Origin of the sequence: Actinospica robiniae DSM 44927 (assembly GCF_000504285.1) — a bacterium.
GTDB classification, from domain to species: domain Bacteria; phylum Actinomycetota; class Actinomycetes; order Streptomycetales; family Catenulisporaceae; genus Actinospica; species Actinospica robiniae.
The window spans coordinates 281,830-296,851 of the sequence record NZ_KI632511.1 but is presented as its reverse complement, the minus strand read 5'-3'; the positions used below and the strand labels follow the sequence as shown (position 1 = coordinate 296,851).

The window sequence follows — 15,022 nt, the reverse complement described above, 5'->3', positions numbered from 1 at the left end:
CAGGTGGATTCGCGGCACCCTGGCGTACTCCGCCCCTGAGCTCAGGGCCATGCCATCCCATTTCGGCCAGGATGGACGCGTGACGACTACGACCAGCACGGTGCCGAGCGCGCCCGAGCCGGCCGCCGAGGCGGGAGACCGCCCGGCGGCCGACGTGTTCGCGCGGCGGTGGCGCATCGCGGCACTGCTCGCGCTCTGTGCACTGACCGCGGCGCTCTACGCCTGGAACCTCTCCGCCGCCGGATACCCGCCGTTCTACTCGATGGCCGTGCGCAGCATGTCCATGAGCTGGAAGGCCATGTTCTACGGCGCCCTCGATCCCCTCTCGACGCTGACGATGGACAAGCTCGCCGGCTCGTTCGTGCCGCAGGCCCTGTCCGCACGCGTCTTCGGCTTCCACGCGTGGTCGCTCGCGCTCCCGCAGATGCTCGAGGGCGTCGCCGCGGTGCTCGTGTTCCACAGCGCGGTGCGGCGCTGGACCGGCAGCCGCGACGCCGCCCTGCTCGGCGCGCTGCTGCTCGCGTTCACGCCCGTGGTGGCGTCCATGTTCGAGCACTCGATGGAAGACGGCGCGCTGACGCTGTGCCTGGTGCTCGCCGCAGACCGCTATCAGTACGCGGTCACCCGCGGCAGACTCCGCTCGCTGGTGTTCGCCGGAGTCTGGGTCGGGGTCGGCTTCCAGGCCAAGATGCTCGAGGCCTGGGTCATCCTGCCCGCGCTGGCCGTGGGATACCTGGCCACGGCGCCGCTGCCGCGCGCCCGGCGCCTGGCCCACGCGGCGATCGCCGGGCTGGCCATGGTCCTGACCTCGCTCTCCTGGCTGCTGCTCTACACGTTCACCCCCGCCGCCGATCGTCCTTACATCGACGGAACGAACAACAACAACGCCTTCTCGATGGTCTTCGGCTACAACGGCGTGTCACGGCTGGGGATCCACGTGCCGGGTGCTCTCGGCACGGCGAGCGGTAGCAACCTGCATCACGCGCTCAAGCAGCTCGGCGTGTCCTCCAGCCCGACTCAGTCTCAGTCGTTCGGCGCCGACGGCTGGACCAAACTTCTCGGCCCGGAATTCGCGCCCGAGGTCGGTTGGCTCTACCCGCTGGCCCTGCTCGCGCTCGGCGCCGGGCTCTGGTGGACGCGGCGGGCCTCGCGCACCAACGCCGTGCGCGGCGGATTCGTCTTCTGGGGCATCTGGTTCGTCACCGGCGCGCTCGTGCTGAGCGTGATGGCCGTCCCCCACATGGCCTACCTCTCGCTGCTCGCCCCGCCGATCTGCGCGCTGTCGGCAGCAGGCGTCGTCCTGTACTGGCGCACGTGGCTTCTCCCGGTCGCCGTGCTCGCCGAAGCGCTGTGGACCGCGTACCTGGCACACCAGTACGCGCACTTCCTGCCCTGGCTCACACCCCTCGTGATGGCTTTGGCGGTGCTCTCGCTGTCGCTCGTGGCCATCGGGGCGTTGAACCGCTCCTCGGCCCCGACAGACCGGCCGATCCGCCTGGCCGCGATCCTCGGCGCCACGGCCATGCTCGCCACCCCGCTCGCGTGGGCCGCCGCCACGGTGAACACGTCGTACAGCGGCAACGCCCTCGACGCGATCGCAGGACCAGTCCAGTTCGGCTTCACCGCGGGCAGCAGCACTCCGGTCGCCCGGCAGGGCGCGCCGGCCGGCGGAAACCCCCTCAGCCAGGACGCCAGCATGAACGCCGCGCAGCGGGCGCTGCTCGCCTACGTCGACGGCCACGCGCACACCGCCTACACCTTCGCGACGGACGACTGGCTGACGGCAGAGCCGTACGTGGACGGCGCCGGCGCGGCGGTACTGCCGATGGGCGGCTTCAGCGGGATGGCCCCGGCCCCGAGCCTCGCGGCCGTGCGCGCCGACGTGCAGGACAAGCGGCTCGCCTACGTCCTGCTCGACGTCCCCGGCACCTTCAACATCGGCTTCCTGTTCGGCAACGTCGGCGGCGGCCCCACCATCAAGGCGGTCGACGCCTGGGTGCGCGCCTCCTGCCGTCTGGTGCCCTCCGCCCAATACAGCGGGTCGGCGGGACCGGTGGCCCAGATGCTCTACGACTGCGCTGAGCCGAAGGCGGCGTGAGTGCCTTTTTCGCTCTCAGGGTTCTGGTGCGATAGTAGGCGCCGTGTTCGATGGACTGCTGGATGTCGACTGGGAAGCGCTGGAGCACGCCTACGGCTCGGCCGAGGACGTGCCCTCGATGTTGCGGAAGCTCGCTTCGGACGACGGTGCCGAGCGAGAGTCGGCGTTGGCGGAGCTCTACGGGGCTGTGCATCATCAGGGCACTGTGTACGACTCGACCGTGGCCTGCCTGCCTTTCCTGTTCGAGCTGGTCGCGGACACCGGCAACGCGGGCCGCGGGCAGGCCATCGAGCTGATCGCGGGCATCGGCGCGGCATGCGAGGACGGAGCTGACGCGCCGGCACCGTATCAGGAGGCGAATGCGCTGATTCGGGCGCGGGCCGGAGACTTCGCCTCCTGGCTGGAGGATGACGACGCGACCGTGCGCGCCACCGTTGCGCGCACGGTCGGGTACGTCCTCGCCGACACCGAACGCGTCATCGCGTTGCTCCAGCAGCGAATGGAGTGCGACGGGGATTCCGGCGTGCGGCTGGCCGCGTTCGATCAGTTGGCCCGCCTCGATTCGGGCCGGCCCGAGGATGTGCCGGCCCGTATCGCGCTGATCGAAGAGGAAGTTCAGCACCCTGATCCGGTCCGTCGCGTGGACGGGCTACGGCTCGCCGGCGAGTTGATGCGCGGCTTGCGCGGGTCATATGCGAACCTTGTTACGCTGGTCGGGGGCCGACTCGCCTCGTCCGAGGCGCAGGTCAGGCGCATGGCGCTGCTTGCGCTCAAGAACAAGTACGATCTCGCCGCGCCAGCCGCCGACGCTCTCGCCGAGCAGGTCGCGGCTCTCGGGCCGCAATCCTGGAACAGCGCGGATGCGAAGGTGCGCAAGGACTTCCGGGAAATGGTCCTCATACTCGCCCGGCTCGGTGATGAGCGCGTCTTGCCGATCATCGAAGCGGCGCTGTCCGAGGAAGCCGGTGTGCGCCCGCTTTCGAGCGCGCTGGTGAGGTACCGCGCACACACCGACCGCTTCATACCGACGCTGCGCGCCCAACTCCATGCGCAGACGGACGAACTCGGCACGGGCCCCATCACCGCAGTGTTCGGACTGCTCTCGGCGGTGCGCGACCTCGCCGTCGTGGACGCGGCCCCCGAAGTACTGCGCCTGCTCGACGCCGCGGTGCGCGGACGTCAGCGGCTGGTCACCGAGGTCACCCTCAGAACGCTCGCATCCTTCGGCCCCGCAGCCGCAGCGGCGTACGACCTCGCGGCCGCAATCGCTGCGGACGAGGAGCAGCCGGGTCACGTGGTCCTGCGTGCCATCGAAGCATGCTGGTTCCTGCGCAACGACGCCGACAAGCTGCTCCCGCTACTGGAACCCCGGCTGCGCGAGACGGACTGGTTCTCCGAAGGGAATCCGGCCGAACGGACCGTCGTGGGCAGCGCAGCGGACGTGGCCGGGGCGATCGGCCCGTCGGCCACGCCGTTGACCGGCCATCTACGAAAGCTGATGGCTTCGGCCGACGACGATCAGGCGCGCGTCAAGAGTGCCATTGCACTGATACGCATCGTCGGGCCGGCCGAGTTTCCCGCTGCCCTGCCCGCACTCGAAGCCGCGTGGGAGAACGATCCGTACACCCGGGTCCAGACCGCCGAATGCATCCGCGATCTCGGCCCGGCAGCAGAGCCCTTCCATCCGGTCCTGCGCACGGAACTCGAGACCCCGTACCGTCATGCCGGCTCGCCCGGTATCACCGACAGCGACGAGGTACGCCTGGACGAGCACCTGCTCGCTCTGTGCCGGCAGGCCCTCGACTCAGGTGGCGCCGCAGAGTTCTGCGGCGCCACCTGAGATCACCCGTCAGACGCTTCCGACGCCGTTCGAGTAGCTGGTCATGTTGTACGTGCCGAAGCCGTTCTCGACCGGACCGCCGAAGTCGTTGATGCAGTGCACGATGCCGCCGCCGTTCGCGTCGTTGAGGCAGACGATCATCAGGTCGGTGAAGACGACGCCGGGGGTGTCGGGCACCTCGTAGGCCCGATCGGTGTAGACGTGCGCCTCTTGGGTGAAGACGCAGTAGCTGCCCAATCCCCACGCCTGGTGGTCGGTCACGGAATCAGCGACCTTATAGGCGGCGTAGCCGTTGGTGCTGCCGTGGACCCAGGCGTCCTGGCTGGGGACGTCGTACGGGTGCTCGTTCTGGAAGAAGTACGAGCGGCCGTGGTTGCCGTTCCAGATCACTTCGTACTTCTGGTAGTGCTCGACGGCCAGGCCGTAGGCGACGACGCGGTCGCCGTTCACGATGATGCCGGTGTCGGCCGGGTTGACCGTCCAGCCGACGGTGCCGTCGTTGCCGTGGTCGGCGCGCCAGAGCCACAGGTTGTCGCAGATCACGTCGTTGCTGTCGACCTGCACGCTGACGGTGGCACCGCCGGCGAGCGCGCCGCCGATGCGGGCGTAGACGTCGAAGAGCGCGGTGGGGTCCTCAGTGTGCCGGATGTAGCTGCGGCCGTGGCCCACGCGGAGCAGGACCGGCGAGTTGGCGGAGGCCGCCTCGAGCAGCACGCCCGCGATGCTGACGCCGCCGACGTCGGCGACCTCGATCAGCGAGTTGCCGTGGGTGGCCTGCAGGGTGGTCAGACCCAGGCCCAGGACGACGGTGCCCGGACGCGACACGCGGATCGGCGAGGACAGCGCGTAGACGCCCGGGGTGAACAGGAGGTGCTCGCCTCGGGCGAGGGCCTCGTTGATCTCAGCGGCGGAATCGCCGGGCTGGGCCACGTGGAAGCGCGACAGCGGGATGCTGATGCCGTGCGCCCGCCCGGAAGACCAGGTGGTGCCGCTGCTGTTGCGGCGCACCGCGGGCACGAAGACGCTGTAGGAGCCGTTACGGCCGACGGTGAGGAACGGCTTCTCCCGCACGACCGGGCTCTGGTCGACCACGGTCCAGGCCGGGTTGGGGAAGTGCTGGGCCGGAGCGCCCTGGGTGCCGACGAACACCATGTTCCAGTTGGAGCCGGTCCAGCTGCCGAAGGTGTCGTTGCGCGAGAGCCACTGCTGCTGCGAACCCGAGTCGACCTGCCCATCCACCACGCTGTCGGCGAGGAACCCGCCGCTGGACCACTGGTTGCCGGGAGGGCTGGGCCACAGGGTCATGTCGCCCTTGATGTGGGCGCGGCGCATCGGGCCCGCCTGCGCGACTGCCCAGCGCTCGAGGCCGTCCGGCGGCACGATGCACAGGTTCTCGGCCGCACGCCAGAAGTTCTGGGTGCCGTTGCCGCCGAGCCATTGCGCGTCGACCGTGACGTGTCCGTTGATCACGACGTCGTCGGGGCTGTCGCCGAGCCCGAGCACGTGGGTGTAGAAGCCGACGTTGATGTCGACGTTGTAGGTGCCCGGCTTGAAGGCCAGCGCGTACCGCTCGGTGCCGAACTGGTTGGACTGCTGGATCGCGAACACGGCGTCGACCTGAGCCTGGATCGCCGCGTCGCCCATGGAGGGGTCGAAGACGAGGACGTTGGGGCCGAGGCCGCCGGCTCCGTGGGAGTTCGAGGAGGCGGCGAAGGCCGCTGACGTGCCGAGGCCGCCGATCAGCGGCAGAGCAGCGGCTACGGCGGCGCCGCGCAGGACGTGGCGGCGGGTGGGGGTGGCAGACAACAGCGCTCCCTGACGTGGTGGATGGGGAAGGCGTCACGCTGGACCTCGAGAGCACGGAGAGCGCTCTCCCGGCGAGAGTCAACCACTCGGTCCACGCAGCGTCAATACCCTGTGCTAGCCGCCGCCCGCACCACCGCGTCCCGCCGCTCAAGGCTTCGCAGGACCGCGATATGCGCGCATCCGGCCACCTCCGGACGCGCGCGAGCCGCGGCTATTGGAGTTCTCGGCGCAGCTTCATGATCCGGCGCAGCGCCGCGTCGGACTCGGGCACGTCCAGCGTGCCGTCGGCGAGGGCGGCGGTGAGCGCGTCGACGACCGCCTGCCCGTGGGAGATGTCGCGGGTCGACTCGAGGATCAGGTCCATGCCGGCGTTGGCGGCCTTGACCGCGTTCTGCGGCGGCGTGCCGAAAGCGGCCAGGGCGCCGGCGTTGATGGCGTCACTGATGGTGACGCCCTCGAAGCCCAGCCGGTCGCGCAGCTCGCGGCGGATGATCTTGGAGGACAGCCCGGCCGGGTAGTTCGGGTCCAGGGCGGTGTAGACGGCCCACGACATCATGACCAGCGCGAGGTTCGCGGCGATGGCCGGGATGTACGGCTGCTCGTCGATGGAACGCAGGTCGGACAGCGATGTGGTGAGAGTGACCGGGCCGTTGTCGGTGTTCTGCTTCGCACTGGCGGGGCCGAGTCCGGGGAAGTGCTTGGCCGTGGCCGCGACACCGGTCTCCTGCTGCGCGGCGATGAACGCGGTCCCGCAGGTCGCCACCACGGCCGGATCCATGCTGAAGGAGCGCTGGTACTGGTCCTCGAAGTCGCCGGGCGTGCGGAACACGTCGAGGACCGGCGCGAGGTTGACGTTCAGCCCGGCGCTCCGCAGCAGCAGCCCGGCTTCGCGGCCGGCGCCCGCGGCGGCGGGCCCGGGGTCGGGCGACGCTCCGATCTGCTTCGCCGTCTGCACCGGGCCGCCGGGCAGACGACGTACCTTGCCACCTTCCTGATCGGTCATCACCAGCAGCGGCGCGCGCACCGGACTGCTCGCGTTCGCTTCGCGCATCTGCGCGACGGCCGCGGTGATCTGGGGCAGACTCGAGATGTTCTCGCCGTACAGGATGACGCCGCCGACCAGGCCGGCCGCGATCAGATCGAGCAGCGACTGCGGCACCGTGGCGCCGGGATATGAGAAGATCACCCGCTGCGCCGCGAGGTGACGCACGGTCAGCTCCGCGTCCGGCTCGGGCGCGAACCGCGGCGCCGAGTCCTGGGCGTCGGCCGCACGCGCGACGCCCGGCAGGGCGGCCACTGCGGCGAGCGAGGCACCGGCTACAGCCAGCGCGTCGCGGCGGGAGAGCGGGCTGCCCGGGTAGACCATGCGTGCATCCTCCTGTGAGTTGCCGTGCGACGCCGTTCTACACAGCCGGGCGCGCCACCTGCGGAAGGCGCGCCTCGAGGGCGCGCGGACGATCCCCACTTCGGCCCATTGGACGGGCGGGACGGGTAGCGTCGGGCGCAAGCGGAAGGGAGCAACTCATGCTCAGGCAAGTCGCGGACGGTGTGCTGGTCCATGAGAGCCGGTTCTGCAAGAGCAACGCCGTCGTGGTTCAGGGCCACTCCGGCGTGCTGCTCGTCGGCGACATGCTTTCCGACATCTTCGTGCCGATGGTGGACATGATGAACGCCGCCGACCCGACCTCGGACTATCTCGCCGCGCTAGGGCAGCTCGAGGATGTGGCCGACGACGTCGACATCGTCATTCCAGGCCACGGCTCCGTCGCCGGCGCCGATCAGGTCCGCGCACGGATCGAGCAGGATCGGGCGTATGTCCATGACCTGATCAAGGGCGACGTCACGTACGACCCAAGGAATCCCTCGCGAGCTTGACGAGAATGACAGTGGCCTGCATCGGGTTCATCGCGCGTTCGAGGTCGTCGACCAACCTGGGCTTCGTCGGCGCGACCTGGGTTTGAGGGGCGTCAGCGATATCAGGCGAACCGCTTCGAGGGAGACGCCTGCCGACTCGAGTGCCTTGACCGCGACGCCTTTGCCCTCGCGGATGAGGCCGAGCTACATGTGCTCGGTGCATACGTGGTTGTGGCCGAGTCTCCGGGCACGTCGGCAAGCCGATAGTGATGTGCGCACGAGGTGGGAGGCGATCGAGAGCTTAGCCGACCGCAACGCACGCGAAACGGATCTCGCCGCTCGACTTGCGGCAGACCTCTGCCAAGTGACGCCTCGTCGCGGCGACGAAGGTGCGCGCCGCTATCGGCTCTATGCGGGTGTGACGATCAGACTTCTGGAGAAACGGCACGACCGCGGAACCGATCACGCGGCGATTTTCCTGGCCGACCCACAGGCTCGCAAAACCCTGGTTCTCAGGGCTTTGCAGGAATCGTCCAAGACCATCGGAAACTGCCCGGTCAGACCACTGACATGCCGTCGATCGACATGCAGTATCTGCTGATGGAGCTACACAAGCGAGGGCCCTCGATCCTTTACACCGAAGGCCTTTTCGCCGAATCGACCGAGACGCCGCCCCGCCGGATCCCACGCGCCAGGTCCTGCTCTGGTCCGTCATGGGCGAGTCCGGGCTGCGAGTGATCACCACGGCGACGCGCGCGGAGCTTCGGGCGGTCACGCCGCGCAACCCCGTCTACCGGCTCGCCCGGCGCCGCTTCATCCGCGTTGTGCGCGTCAGCGGGTGAGCGCGCCTGGGACGTGCGCCAGGGACGCGGTCAGGTCCTCGATGAACACCTGCGCGGCGCGCGGCGGTTCCAGGCCGCGGCGGCGCGCGAGCAGCACCGTCCGGTGCAGGCCGGGCGTGCTGATCGCCGTCACGGTGAACCGGCCGCGCACCACGGTGCTCGGCACGACCGCGACGCCGAGGCCGGCCTGGACGAACTCGAGCACCGCGTCCATCTCGCCGCCCTCGATCGCGAAGGTCGGCTCGAAGCCCGCGGCGCGGCAGGCGGCCACGGTGGTCTCGCGCAGGTCGTAGCCGGGCCGGAACATCACCAGCGGCACACCCTCGAGCTCTGCGACGGTCAGCCGCTTACGCCGCCCCGTCGGGCCGGGTTCGCCGAGCCGGGAGATGACCACGAGCTCCTCCGTCAGCAGCGGGACGGTGGCGAGCTCCGGATCGTCGCCCAGGCTCGCGTCGATCACCAGCGCCAGATCCAGGCTGCCTTCGAGCAGGGCCTTCTCCAGGTCCCGGGAGCCGCTCTCGTGGATCACGAGGTCCACTCCGGGATGTGCTGACCGGTAGCCGGCCAGCACGGCCGGCAGCAGTCCGGTGCACAGGCTCGGGGTGGCGCCGAGGCGGACGCGGCCGCGGCCGAGGGCGGCGAGCTCGCGGATCTCGCGACGTGCGGTCTCGGCGTCGGCGAGCATCCGCCGGGCGACCGGCAGCAGCGTCTCGCCGGCCGCGGTCAGCCCCACCTGGCCGCGGGCGCGGTGCACCAGCTGCGCGCCCAGGTCCATCTCGAGCGCCTTGATCTGCTGGGACAGCGAGGGTTGGGCCACGTTCACGCGCTCGGCCGCCCGAGTGAACGAGCCCTCCTGTGCGACCGCGAGGAAGTACGCCAATTGCTGCAACTGCATGAACACAGCATAGACCAACATAGCCAGTGCCTATGGATCTGAGAGAATCCATCTCTTTGACCTCTGCTCAGGCGCGCCTTACCGTGGCGACGTGGCTATCGACACCCGCGTACGTCCGGCCGAGGCGGCCAGAGCCCAGACCCTGTGGCGCTCCTCCATCGGCAAGAAGGCCGTCATGGCGGTCACCGGGCTGATCATGGTGGCGTTCCTGCTGGCGCACATGCTCGGCAACCTCAAGATCTTCTTCGGGCCGCACGACTTCGACGGCTACGCCGCCTGGCTGCGCACGATCGGCGAGCCCGTGCTGCACGGCGCCTGGTTCCTGTGGATCCTTCGCGCGGTGCTGCTGGTCGCGCTCGTGCTGCACGTGACCGCCGCCGCCCAGCTCTCCCGGCGCGACCTCGCCGCCCGCCCGACCCGCTACGCGCACGCCCAGCGGGCCCGGGCGAGCTTCGCCACCCGCACGATGCGCTGGGGCGGGGTGATCCTCGGGCTGTTCCTGGTCTGGCACATCCTCGACCTGACCGTCGGAGTGGCCAACCCGGACTTCGACAAGGGCGGGCCGTACCACAACGTGGCCGCCGACTTCCAGGTCTGGTGGATCAACCTCATCTACTTCGTCGGGGTGCTGATGGTCGGGCTGCACGTCAACCACGGCTTCTGGAGCGCCGCGCAGACCCTCGGACTGCGCCGGCGCCGCGGCCGCGACCTGGCGCTGCGCTACGTCGGCAGCGGGCTCGCCGCGGTGATCACCCTCGGCTTCCTGGCCGTTCCCATCGGCGTCATGACAGGTCTGGTGCGTTGAAATGACCCTCGAATACACGACCGGCTCCCCGATCCGCGACACCGCCGCCCCGACCGGGCCGATCGAAGAACGCTGGGACGGACGCCGCTTCGCCGCCAAGCTGGTCAACCCGGCCAACCGGCGCAAGCACAAGGTGATCGTCGTGGGCACCGGCCTGGCCGGCGGATCGGCCGGCGCGACGCTGGCCGAGCAGGGCTACCACGTCGTCCAGTTCTGCTTCCAGGACTCCCCGCGCCGCGCCCACTCGGTGGCCGCGCAGGGCGGGATCAACGCGGCCAAGAACTACCGCAACGACGGCGACTCGGTGCGCCGGCTCTTCTACGACACCGTCAAGGGCGGCGACTTCCGCTCGCGCGAGTCGAACGTCTACCGGCTGGCCGAGATCTCCACGCAGATCATCGACCAGTGCGTGGCACAGGGCGTGCCCTTCGCCCGCGAGTACGGCGGCCTGCTCGACAACCGGTCCTTCGGCGGCGTGCAGGTCTCGCGCACCTTCTACGCCCGCGGCCAAACCGGGCAGCAGCTGCTGCTCGGCGCGTACCAGGCGCTCTCCCGGCAGATCGATGCCGGCAACGTCGAGATGCACGCCCGCACCGAGATGCTCGACCTGATCGTGGTGGACGGGCGCGCCCGCGGCATCGTCGCCCGCGACCTGGTCACCGGCGAGGTCAGCACCCACCTCGCCGACGCGGTCGTGCTCGCCACCGGCGGCTACGGCAACGTCTTCTACCTGAGCACGAACGCGAAGGGTTCCAACGCCTCGGCGATCTGGCGCGCACACCGGCGCGGCGCCTATCTGGCCAACCCCTGCTTCACCCAGATCCACCCGACCTGCATCCCGCGCACGGGCGAGCACCAGGGCAAGCTCACCCTGATGAGCGAGTCGCTGCGCAACGACGGCCGCATCTGGGTGCCGGCCGCGAAGGCGGACACGCGGCCGCCCGAGCAGATCCCCGAGGACGAGCGCGACTACTACCTCGAGCGGCTCTACCCGTCCTTCGGCAACCTCGTCCCGCGCGACATCGCCTCCCGCGCGGCGAAGAACCAGTGCGACGAGGGCCGCGGCGTCGGCCCGGGCGGGCTCGGCGTGTACCTCGACTTCCGCGACGCGATCGCGCGGATGGGCCGGGCTGCGATCGAGGAGAAGTACGGCAACCTCTTCGACATGTACCAGCAGATCACGGCGGAGAACCCGTACGAGGTGCCGATGCGGATCTACCCGGCGATCCACTACACCATGGGCGGCCTGTGGGTCGACTACGACCTGCAGAGCAACGTGCCCGGCCTCTACGTGGTCGGCGAGGCGAACTTCTCCGACCACGGCGCGAACCGGCTCGGCGCCTCGGCGCTGATGCAGGGCCTCGCCGACGGCTACTTCGTGCTGCCGGCCACCCTCGCCGACTACCTGGCCCGCACCCCGCTCGAGCCGGTGGACCCGGCGCACGACGCGGTGCTGCGGTCCGAATCAGAGGTCGCCGAAAGGCTCTCCCGGCTGCTCGCGGTCCAGGGCAGCCGCACCGTGGACTCGTTCCACCGCGAGCTCGGCACGCTGCTGTGGGACCACTGCGGCATGGCCCGCACCGAGTCGGGCCTGCGCAAGGCGCTGGAGCGGATCCCGCGGCTGCGCGAGGAGTTCTGGCGCGAGGTGCTGGTGCCGGGCAGCGGCGAGCAGCTCAACCAGGAGCTGGAGAAGGCCAACCGGGTCGCGGACTTCCTGGAGTTCGCCGAGCTGATGGTGCTCGACGCGCTGGTGCGCGAGGAGTCCTGCGGCGGCCACTTCCGCGAGGAGAGCCAGACCCCTGACGGCGAGGCGCGGCGCGACGACGAGCGCTTCTCGCACGTCTCCGCCTGGGAGTACACCGGGGTCGGCGAGAGCCCGGTGCTGCACCAGGAGGAGCTCGAGTTCGAATACGTCCATCCCGTTCAACGGAGCTACGCGTGAAGATCACGGTTCGGATCTGGCGGCAGGCCGGTCCGCAGCAGGACGGCGAGCTGGTCCCCTACGAGGTCGACGGCATCAGCCCGGACATGTCCTTCCTGGAGATGCTCGACATCCTCAACGAGCGCCTCATCCTCGGCGGTCAGGAACCGGTCGCCTTCGACCACGACTGCCGTGAGGGCATCTGCGGCGCGTGCAGCACGGTGATCAACGGCCGTCCGCACGGCCCGGAGCAGACCACCACCTGCCAGCTGCACATGCGCAGCTTCAAGGACGGGGACGTCATCGACGTCGAACCGTGGCGCTCGCGCGCGTTCCCGGTGATCAAGGACCTCGTGGTCGACCGCGCCGCGCTCGACCGGATCGTGCAGGCCGGCGGCTACATCACCGCGCCGACCGGCACGGCCCCGGACGCGCACGCGACGCCGGTGCCGAAGCCGGACGCCGACAAGTCCTTCGAGAACGCGACCTGCATCGGCTGCGGGGCCTGCGTCGCCGCGTGCCCGAACGGCTCGGCCATGCTCTTCACCAGTGCCAAGGCCGCGCATCTCAACTCCCTGCCGCAGGGCCAGCCGGAGCGCGATTCCCGCGTGCTGAACATGGTCGCGGCCATGGACGACGAGGGCTTCGGCGGCTGCACGAACACCGGCGAGTGCGTCGCCTCCTGCCCGAAGGGCATCCCGTTCCAGAGCATCGTCGAGCTCAACCGCGACTTCCTGCGGGCGGCCCGCAGGAAGTGAGGTCGCCGAGCGGGGGCGAGGGTCACCTGAGCTCGGCGGTGTTCACGGCGGCCGTTTCGACGAGGCGTTGGACGTCGCTTGCGCTCGGCGTACCCCAGGCCGCGTACGTGACCGACTCCAGCAGGTCGCCCCTGCGGATCAGGACGAGGTAGACCGACGCAGAGCGTCCGGACGTGCTCAGCGCACGCCGAGCGTCGGACGCGTCGCCGCTCCGCGGGAGCGACGTCTGCGCGAGGACCATTTGATGCGTCTGTCCAGTTAGCCGCATCGTGAGATGCTCGCACGCTGATACAGGCGTCACGTACTTCTTCCAAGCGGCATCCACCTCGTCTGTGCCGCCGTAAGCGAGGGTCTCAGCCAAGATGGGCATACTTCCCGAGTCCGCGGTGAAGTCGGCTTCGGCGTGTAAGGGCAATGCGTCGAAGGCTGGATCGCTGATCGCCTTGCAGCTCGCGTCGAGGTCTGTGCCGGCGCTTGTGCTCTCCTTCCAGCCGGCGGGCAGGTCGGAGAGGGTGATCAGGTGCGCACGGAGCACGGTGTCCGACGACTGCACGATCTCGGCCGACTTGCTGCTGCCCGGCGACGGCACGAGGATTCGCAAGGGACTGACGCTCACGATGGGGTGGCTGACGCGCCCGCCGCCAGAGCAGCCTGCGAGCACCACCATTGCGGCCATGAGAACACTGATGCGACGGAGCATGAGGCCTCCACTCTCAGTGCTCGTACTTTACCGGGGCGCCGCCTCCGCCAGTGTCTTCTTCGCGTCGGCGGCAGCGTCGGGATCGGTACCGCGCCAGGCGACGATGTGGTCGGGGCGCAGCAGGATGTGTTGGCCCTGCGGCAAAAAGTCAGTGAGTGGGCCGCCGCCCTTGAGCACGGCCCAGGCCGGTCCAGCCGCGTCGATGGTCGAGCGGGTCCGCGCGGCGTCGAGCCAGCGATGCGGTATGCGGGTGCCGACGCGCCCGGCCGGGGCGAACTCGGTGGTCGGCTCGGGGTCCGTCTGATCGACGGCGATGACGGCGCCATGCGTGTACTGATACCCGCCGAGCGCGAGGACGAAGGGGTGGGCGAGGGACGGGTCGGGAACGCCGGATGCGAACCCTGCTGATCGGCGGGCGGACTGGTCGGCGACGAAGTACCCGGCCGGGCGGCGCTCGGCGTCGTAGCTGTCGAGCAGGGCGGGATCGGCCTGGCCGTGCAGGACCGCGGCGAGCTTCCAGGCGAGGTTGTGGACGTCTGCGATACCGGTGTTCGCGCCACTGGCCGCGTAAGGCGGCATCACGTGGGCGGCGTCTCCGGCCAAGTGGATCCGGCCGGCGGAGAAGGCGTCGGCGACGAGCATCTGCGGCTGCCAGGTCAGGACACTGAGTACGTCGAGATCCGGTGCGGGCACGCCGAGTGCGGTGCGCAGCAGGTTCGGCCAAGCCCGGTCGGCGCGGTCCCCTGCGACGGTGAACACCCAGCGGGCGCGCCCGTCGATCGAGGCGAGCCAGCCGGCCGCGTCGGGGTGCTCGATCTTGCAGAGGTTGAACTCCCGCCCGCGCACGACATCGGCGAGGTCGGCGCGGAAGTACACGTTGGTGCTGGGCTCGCCCAGATCCCCGCGCCCGGACCGGGCGATGCCGAGTGACCGGCGGATCTCGCTGCGCGCGCCGTCTGCGGCGAGGAGGTACTGCGCCTCGATCTTCTCGCCGTCGGCGAGGATCCCGACCACGCCGTCAGCATCCTGCCATGCCTCTGCCAGGCGCGTGCCGAAGCGGATCTCGGCCCCGGCGTCCGACGCGGCCTGGCGCAGCAGCGGTTCGAGCTGGTCCTGGGCGATCAGGCAGGGCAGCTCGGGGCTGAGCTCGTCGATCGTGTGGCCGCCGGGGATGTGCAGCGGCTGCTGGACGGATTCGGCGAGGGTGCGGCCGGCCGCGAAGTGGTCGTGTCCGGCCAGGTCGCGCGCGGCTTCGCGGACCAGGGCGGCCAACCCCAGCTCGCGGAAGATCTCCATGGTGCGCATGTGGAAGCGGCGGGCCTTGGGCTGCGGGGAGGTCGCGGCGTGCTTCTCGACGAGCGTCACGGCGAGTCCGTGGTGGCGCAGCGCCAGCGCCGCGGTGAGGCCGACCAGCCCTCCCCCGACGATCAGGACGTCCGGGGAGCTGGCCTGTGTACGTTGTCCACTCATACTGTACAACGTACACAGACTGCTAAGCTGAGG

General features: G+C 69.9%; 13 protein-coding genes and 1 pseudogene. 7 read left to right on the top strand and 7 right to left on the bottom strand.

Annotation, left to right across the window (positions count from 1 at the left end):
• The first annotated feature begins 79 nt into the window (after positions 1–79).
• Both ACTRO_RS01185 and ACTRO_RS01180 read left to right on the top strand, forming a co-directional pair.
• Positions 80–2,098 carry an ArnT family glycosyltransferase gene (locus ACTRO_RS01185; RefSeq protein ID WP_211244033.1) on the top strand — a complete coding sequence of 673 codons (2,019 nt, stop codon included), beginning with the start codon at positions 80–82 and terminating at the stop codon, positions 2,096–2,098.
• 43 nt (positions 2,099–2,141) lie between these two features.
• Positions 2,142–3,938 carry a HEAT repeat domain-containing protein gene (locus tag ACTRO_RS01180; protein ID WP_034260562.1) on the top strand — a complete coding sequence of 599 codons (1,797 nt, stop codon included), beginning with the start codon at positions 2,142–2,144 and terminating at the stop codon, positions 3,936–3,938.
• A 9-nt stretch (positions 3,939–3,947) separates the two neighbouring features.
• Here the strand turns inward: ACTRO_RS01180 and ACTRO_RS01175 are convergent, their stop codons facing one another.
• Positions 3,948–5,744 carry a hypothetical protein gene (locus tag ACTRO_RS01175; RefSeq protein ID WP_034260560.1) on the bottom strand — a complete coding sequence of 599 codons (1,797 nt, stop codon included), beginning with the start codon at positions 5,742–5,744 and terminating at the stop codon, positions 3,948–3,950.
• Positions 5,745–5,955: 211 nt separating this feature from the next.
• Positions 5,956–7,110, bottom strand: coding sequence for a glycoside hydrolase family 3 N-terminal domain-containing protein (locus tag ACTRO_RS01170; protein ID WP_034260558.1), 1,155 nt, complete (start codon positions 7,108–7,110; stop codon positions 5,956–5,958).
• A 158-nt stretch (positions 7,111–7,268) separates the two neighbouring features.
• Here ACTRO_RS01170 and ACTRO_RS48485 point away from each other — a divergent pair, with 158 nt between their 5' ends.
• The gene (locus ACTRO_RS48485) at positions 7,269–7,619 is read left to right on the top strand and encodes an MBL fold metallo-hydrolase (RefSeq protein ID WP_051450113.1); all 351 of its coding nucleotides are present in this window, start codon (positions 7,269–7,271) and stop codon (positions 7,617–7,619) included.
• 105 nt (positions 7,620–7,724) lie between these two features.
• On the opposite strand, the pseudogene ACTRO_RS50635 reads toward ACTRO_RS48485, so the two are convergent.
• Together ACTRO_RS50635 and ACTRO_RS46625 are read right to left on the bottom strand one after the other, a co-directional pair.
• Positions 7,725–7,892 (bottom strand): annotated as a pseudogene (locus ACTRO_RS50635) (Clp protease N-terminal domain-containing protein); the annotation flags it as partial.
• Between the two features lie 7 nt (positions 7,893–7,899).
• Positions 7,900–8,064, bottom strand: coding sequence for a hypothetical protein (locus ACTRO_RS46625; RefSeq protein WP_157435629.1), 165 nt, complete (start codon positions 8,062–8,064; stop codon positions 7,900–7,902).
• A gap of 247 nt (positions 8,065–8,311) precedes the next feature.
• Here ACTRO_RS46625 and ACTRO_RS50180 point away from each other — a divergent pair, with 247 nt between their 5' ends.
• Complete coding sequence (locus ACTRO_RS50180; protein WP_281177823.1) at positions 8,312–8,440, top strand: hypothetical protein; 129 nt, start codon at positions 8,312–8,314, stop codon at positions 8,438–8,440.
• Here ACTRO_RS50180 and ACTRO_RS01160 read toward each other — a convergent pair.
• Entirely contained in the window at positions 8,430–9,335 is a 906-nt protein-coding gene (locus ACTRO_RS01160; protein ID WP_034272470.1) for a LysR family transcriptional regulator, read from the bottom strand. The genes ACTRO_RS50180 and ACTRO_RS01160 overlap by 11 nt on opposite strands.
• Positions 9,336–9,432: 97 nt before the next feature.
• Between ACTRO_RS01160 and ACTRO_RS01155 the strand changes: the two genes are divergently transcribed.
• Genes ACTRO_RS01155 through ACTRO_RS01145 form a run of 3 tightly spaced genes read left to right on the top strand, consistent with a single transcriptional unit; the run spans position 9,433 to position 12,819 of the window.
• Positions 9,433–10,140: a succinate dehydrogenase cytochrome b subunit gene (locus ACTRO_RS01155; protein ID WP_051452258.1), complete on the top strand. Its 708-nt coding sequence runs from the start codon at positions 9,433–9,435 to the stop codon at positions 10,138–10,140.
• A gap of 1 nt (position 10,141) precedes the next feature.
• Positions 10,142–12,082, top strand: coding sequence for a fumarate reductase/succinate dehydrogenase flavoprotein subunit (locus ACTRO_RS01150; protein ID WP_034260554.1), 1,941 nt, complete (start codon positions 10,142–10,144; stop codon positions 12,080–12,082).
• Positions 12,079–12,819, top strand: coding sequence for a succinate dehydrogenase/fumarate reductase iron-sulfur subunit (locus tag ACTRO_RS01145; RefSeq protein WP_034260552.1), 741 nt, complete (start codon positions 12,079–12,081; stop codon positions 12,817–12,819). The genes ACTRO_RS01150 and ACTRO_RS01145 overlap by 4 nt, the downstream gene beginning before the upstream one ends.
• Before the next feature lie 22 nt (positions 12,820–12,841).
• Here ACTRO_RS01145 and ACTRO_RS01140 read toward each other — a convergent pair whose 3' ends face one another.
• Both ACTRO_RS01140 and ACTRO_RS01135 read right to left on the bottom strand, forming a co-directional pair.
• Positions 12,842–13,435 (bottom strand): hypothetical protein, encoded by a 594-nt coding sequence (locus ACTRO_RS01140; RefSeq protein WP_157435628.1) that lies wholly within the window; start codon positions 13,433–13,435, stop codon positions 12,842–12,844.
• A gap of 111 nt (positions 13,436–13,546) precedes the next feature.
• Positions 13,547–14,989, bottom strand: a complete 1,443-nt coding sequence (locus ACTRO_RS01135) for an FAD-dependent oxidoreductase (RefSeq protein ID WP_051450112.1) — start codon at positions 14,987–14,989, stop codon at positions 13,547–13,549.
• Between the last annotated feature and the right edge of the window lie 33 nt (positions 14,990–15,022).

Coding starts and splice junctions, on each gene's coding strand:
- ACTRO_RS01160 (WP_034272470.1), bottom strand. CDS start 9,335: ATGCAGTTGCAGCAATTGGCGTACTTCCTCGCGGTCGCACAGGAGGGC.
- ACTRO_RS01135 (WP_051450112.1), bottom strand. CDS start 14,989: ATGAGTGGACAACGTACACAGGCCAGCTCCCCGGACGTCCTGATCGTC.
- ACTRO_RS01170 (WP_034260558.1), bottom strand. CDS start 7,110: ATGGTCTACCCGGGCAGCCCGCTCTCCCGCCGCGACGCGCTGGCTGTA.
- ACTRO_RS48485 (WP_051450113.1), top strand. CDS start 7,269: ATGCTCAGGCAAGTCGCGGACGGTGTGCTGGTCCATGAGAGCCGGTTC.
- ACTRO_RS01150 (WP_034260554.1), top strand. CDS start 10,142: ATGACCCTCGAATACACGACCGGCTCCCCGATCCGCGACACCGCCGCC.
- ACTRO_RS50180 (WP_281177823.1), top strand. CDS start 8,312: ATGGGCGAGTCCGGGCTGCGAGTGATCACCACGGCGACGCGCGCGGAG.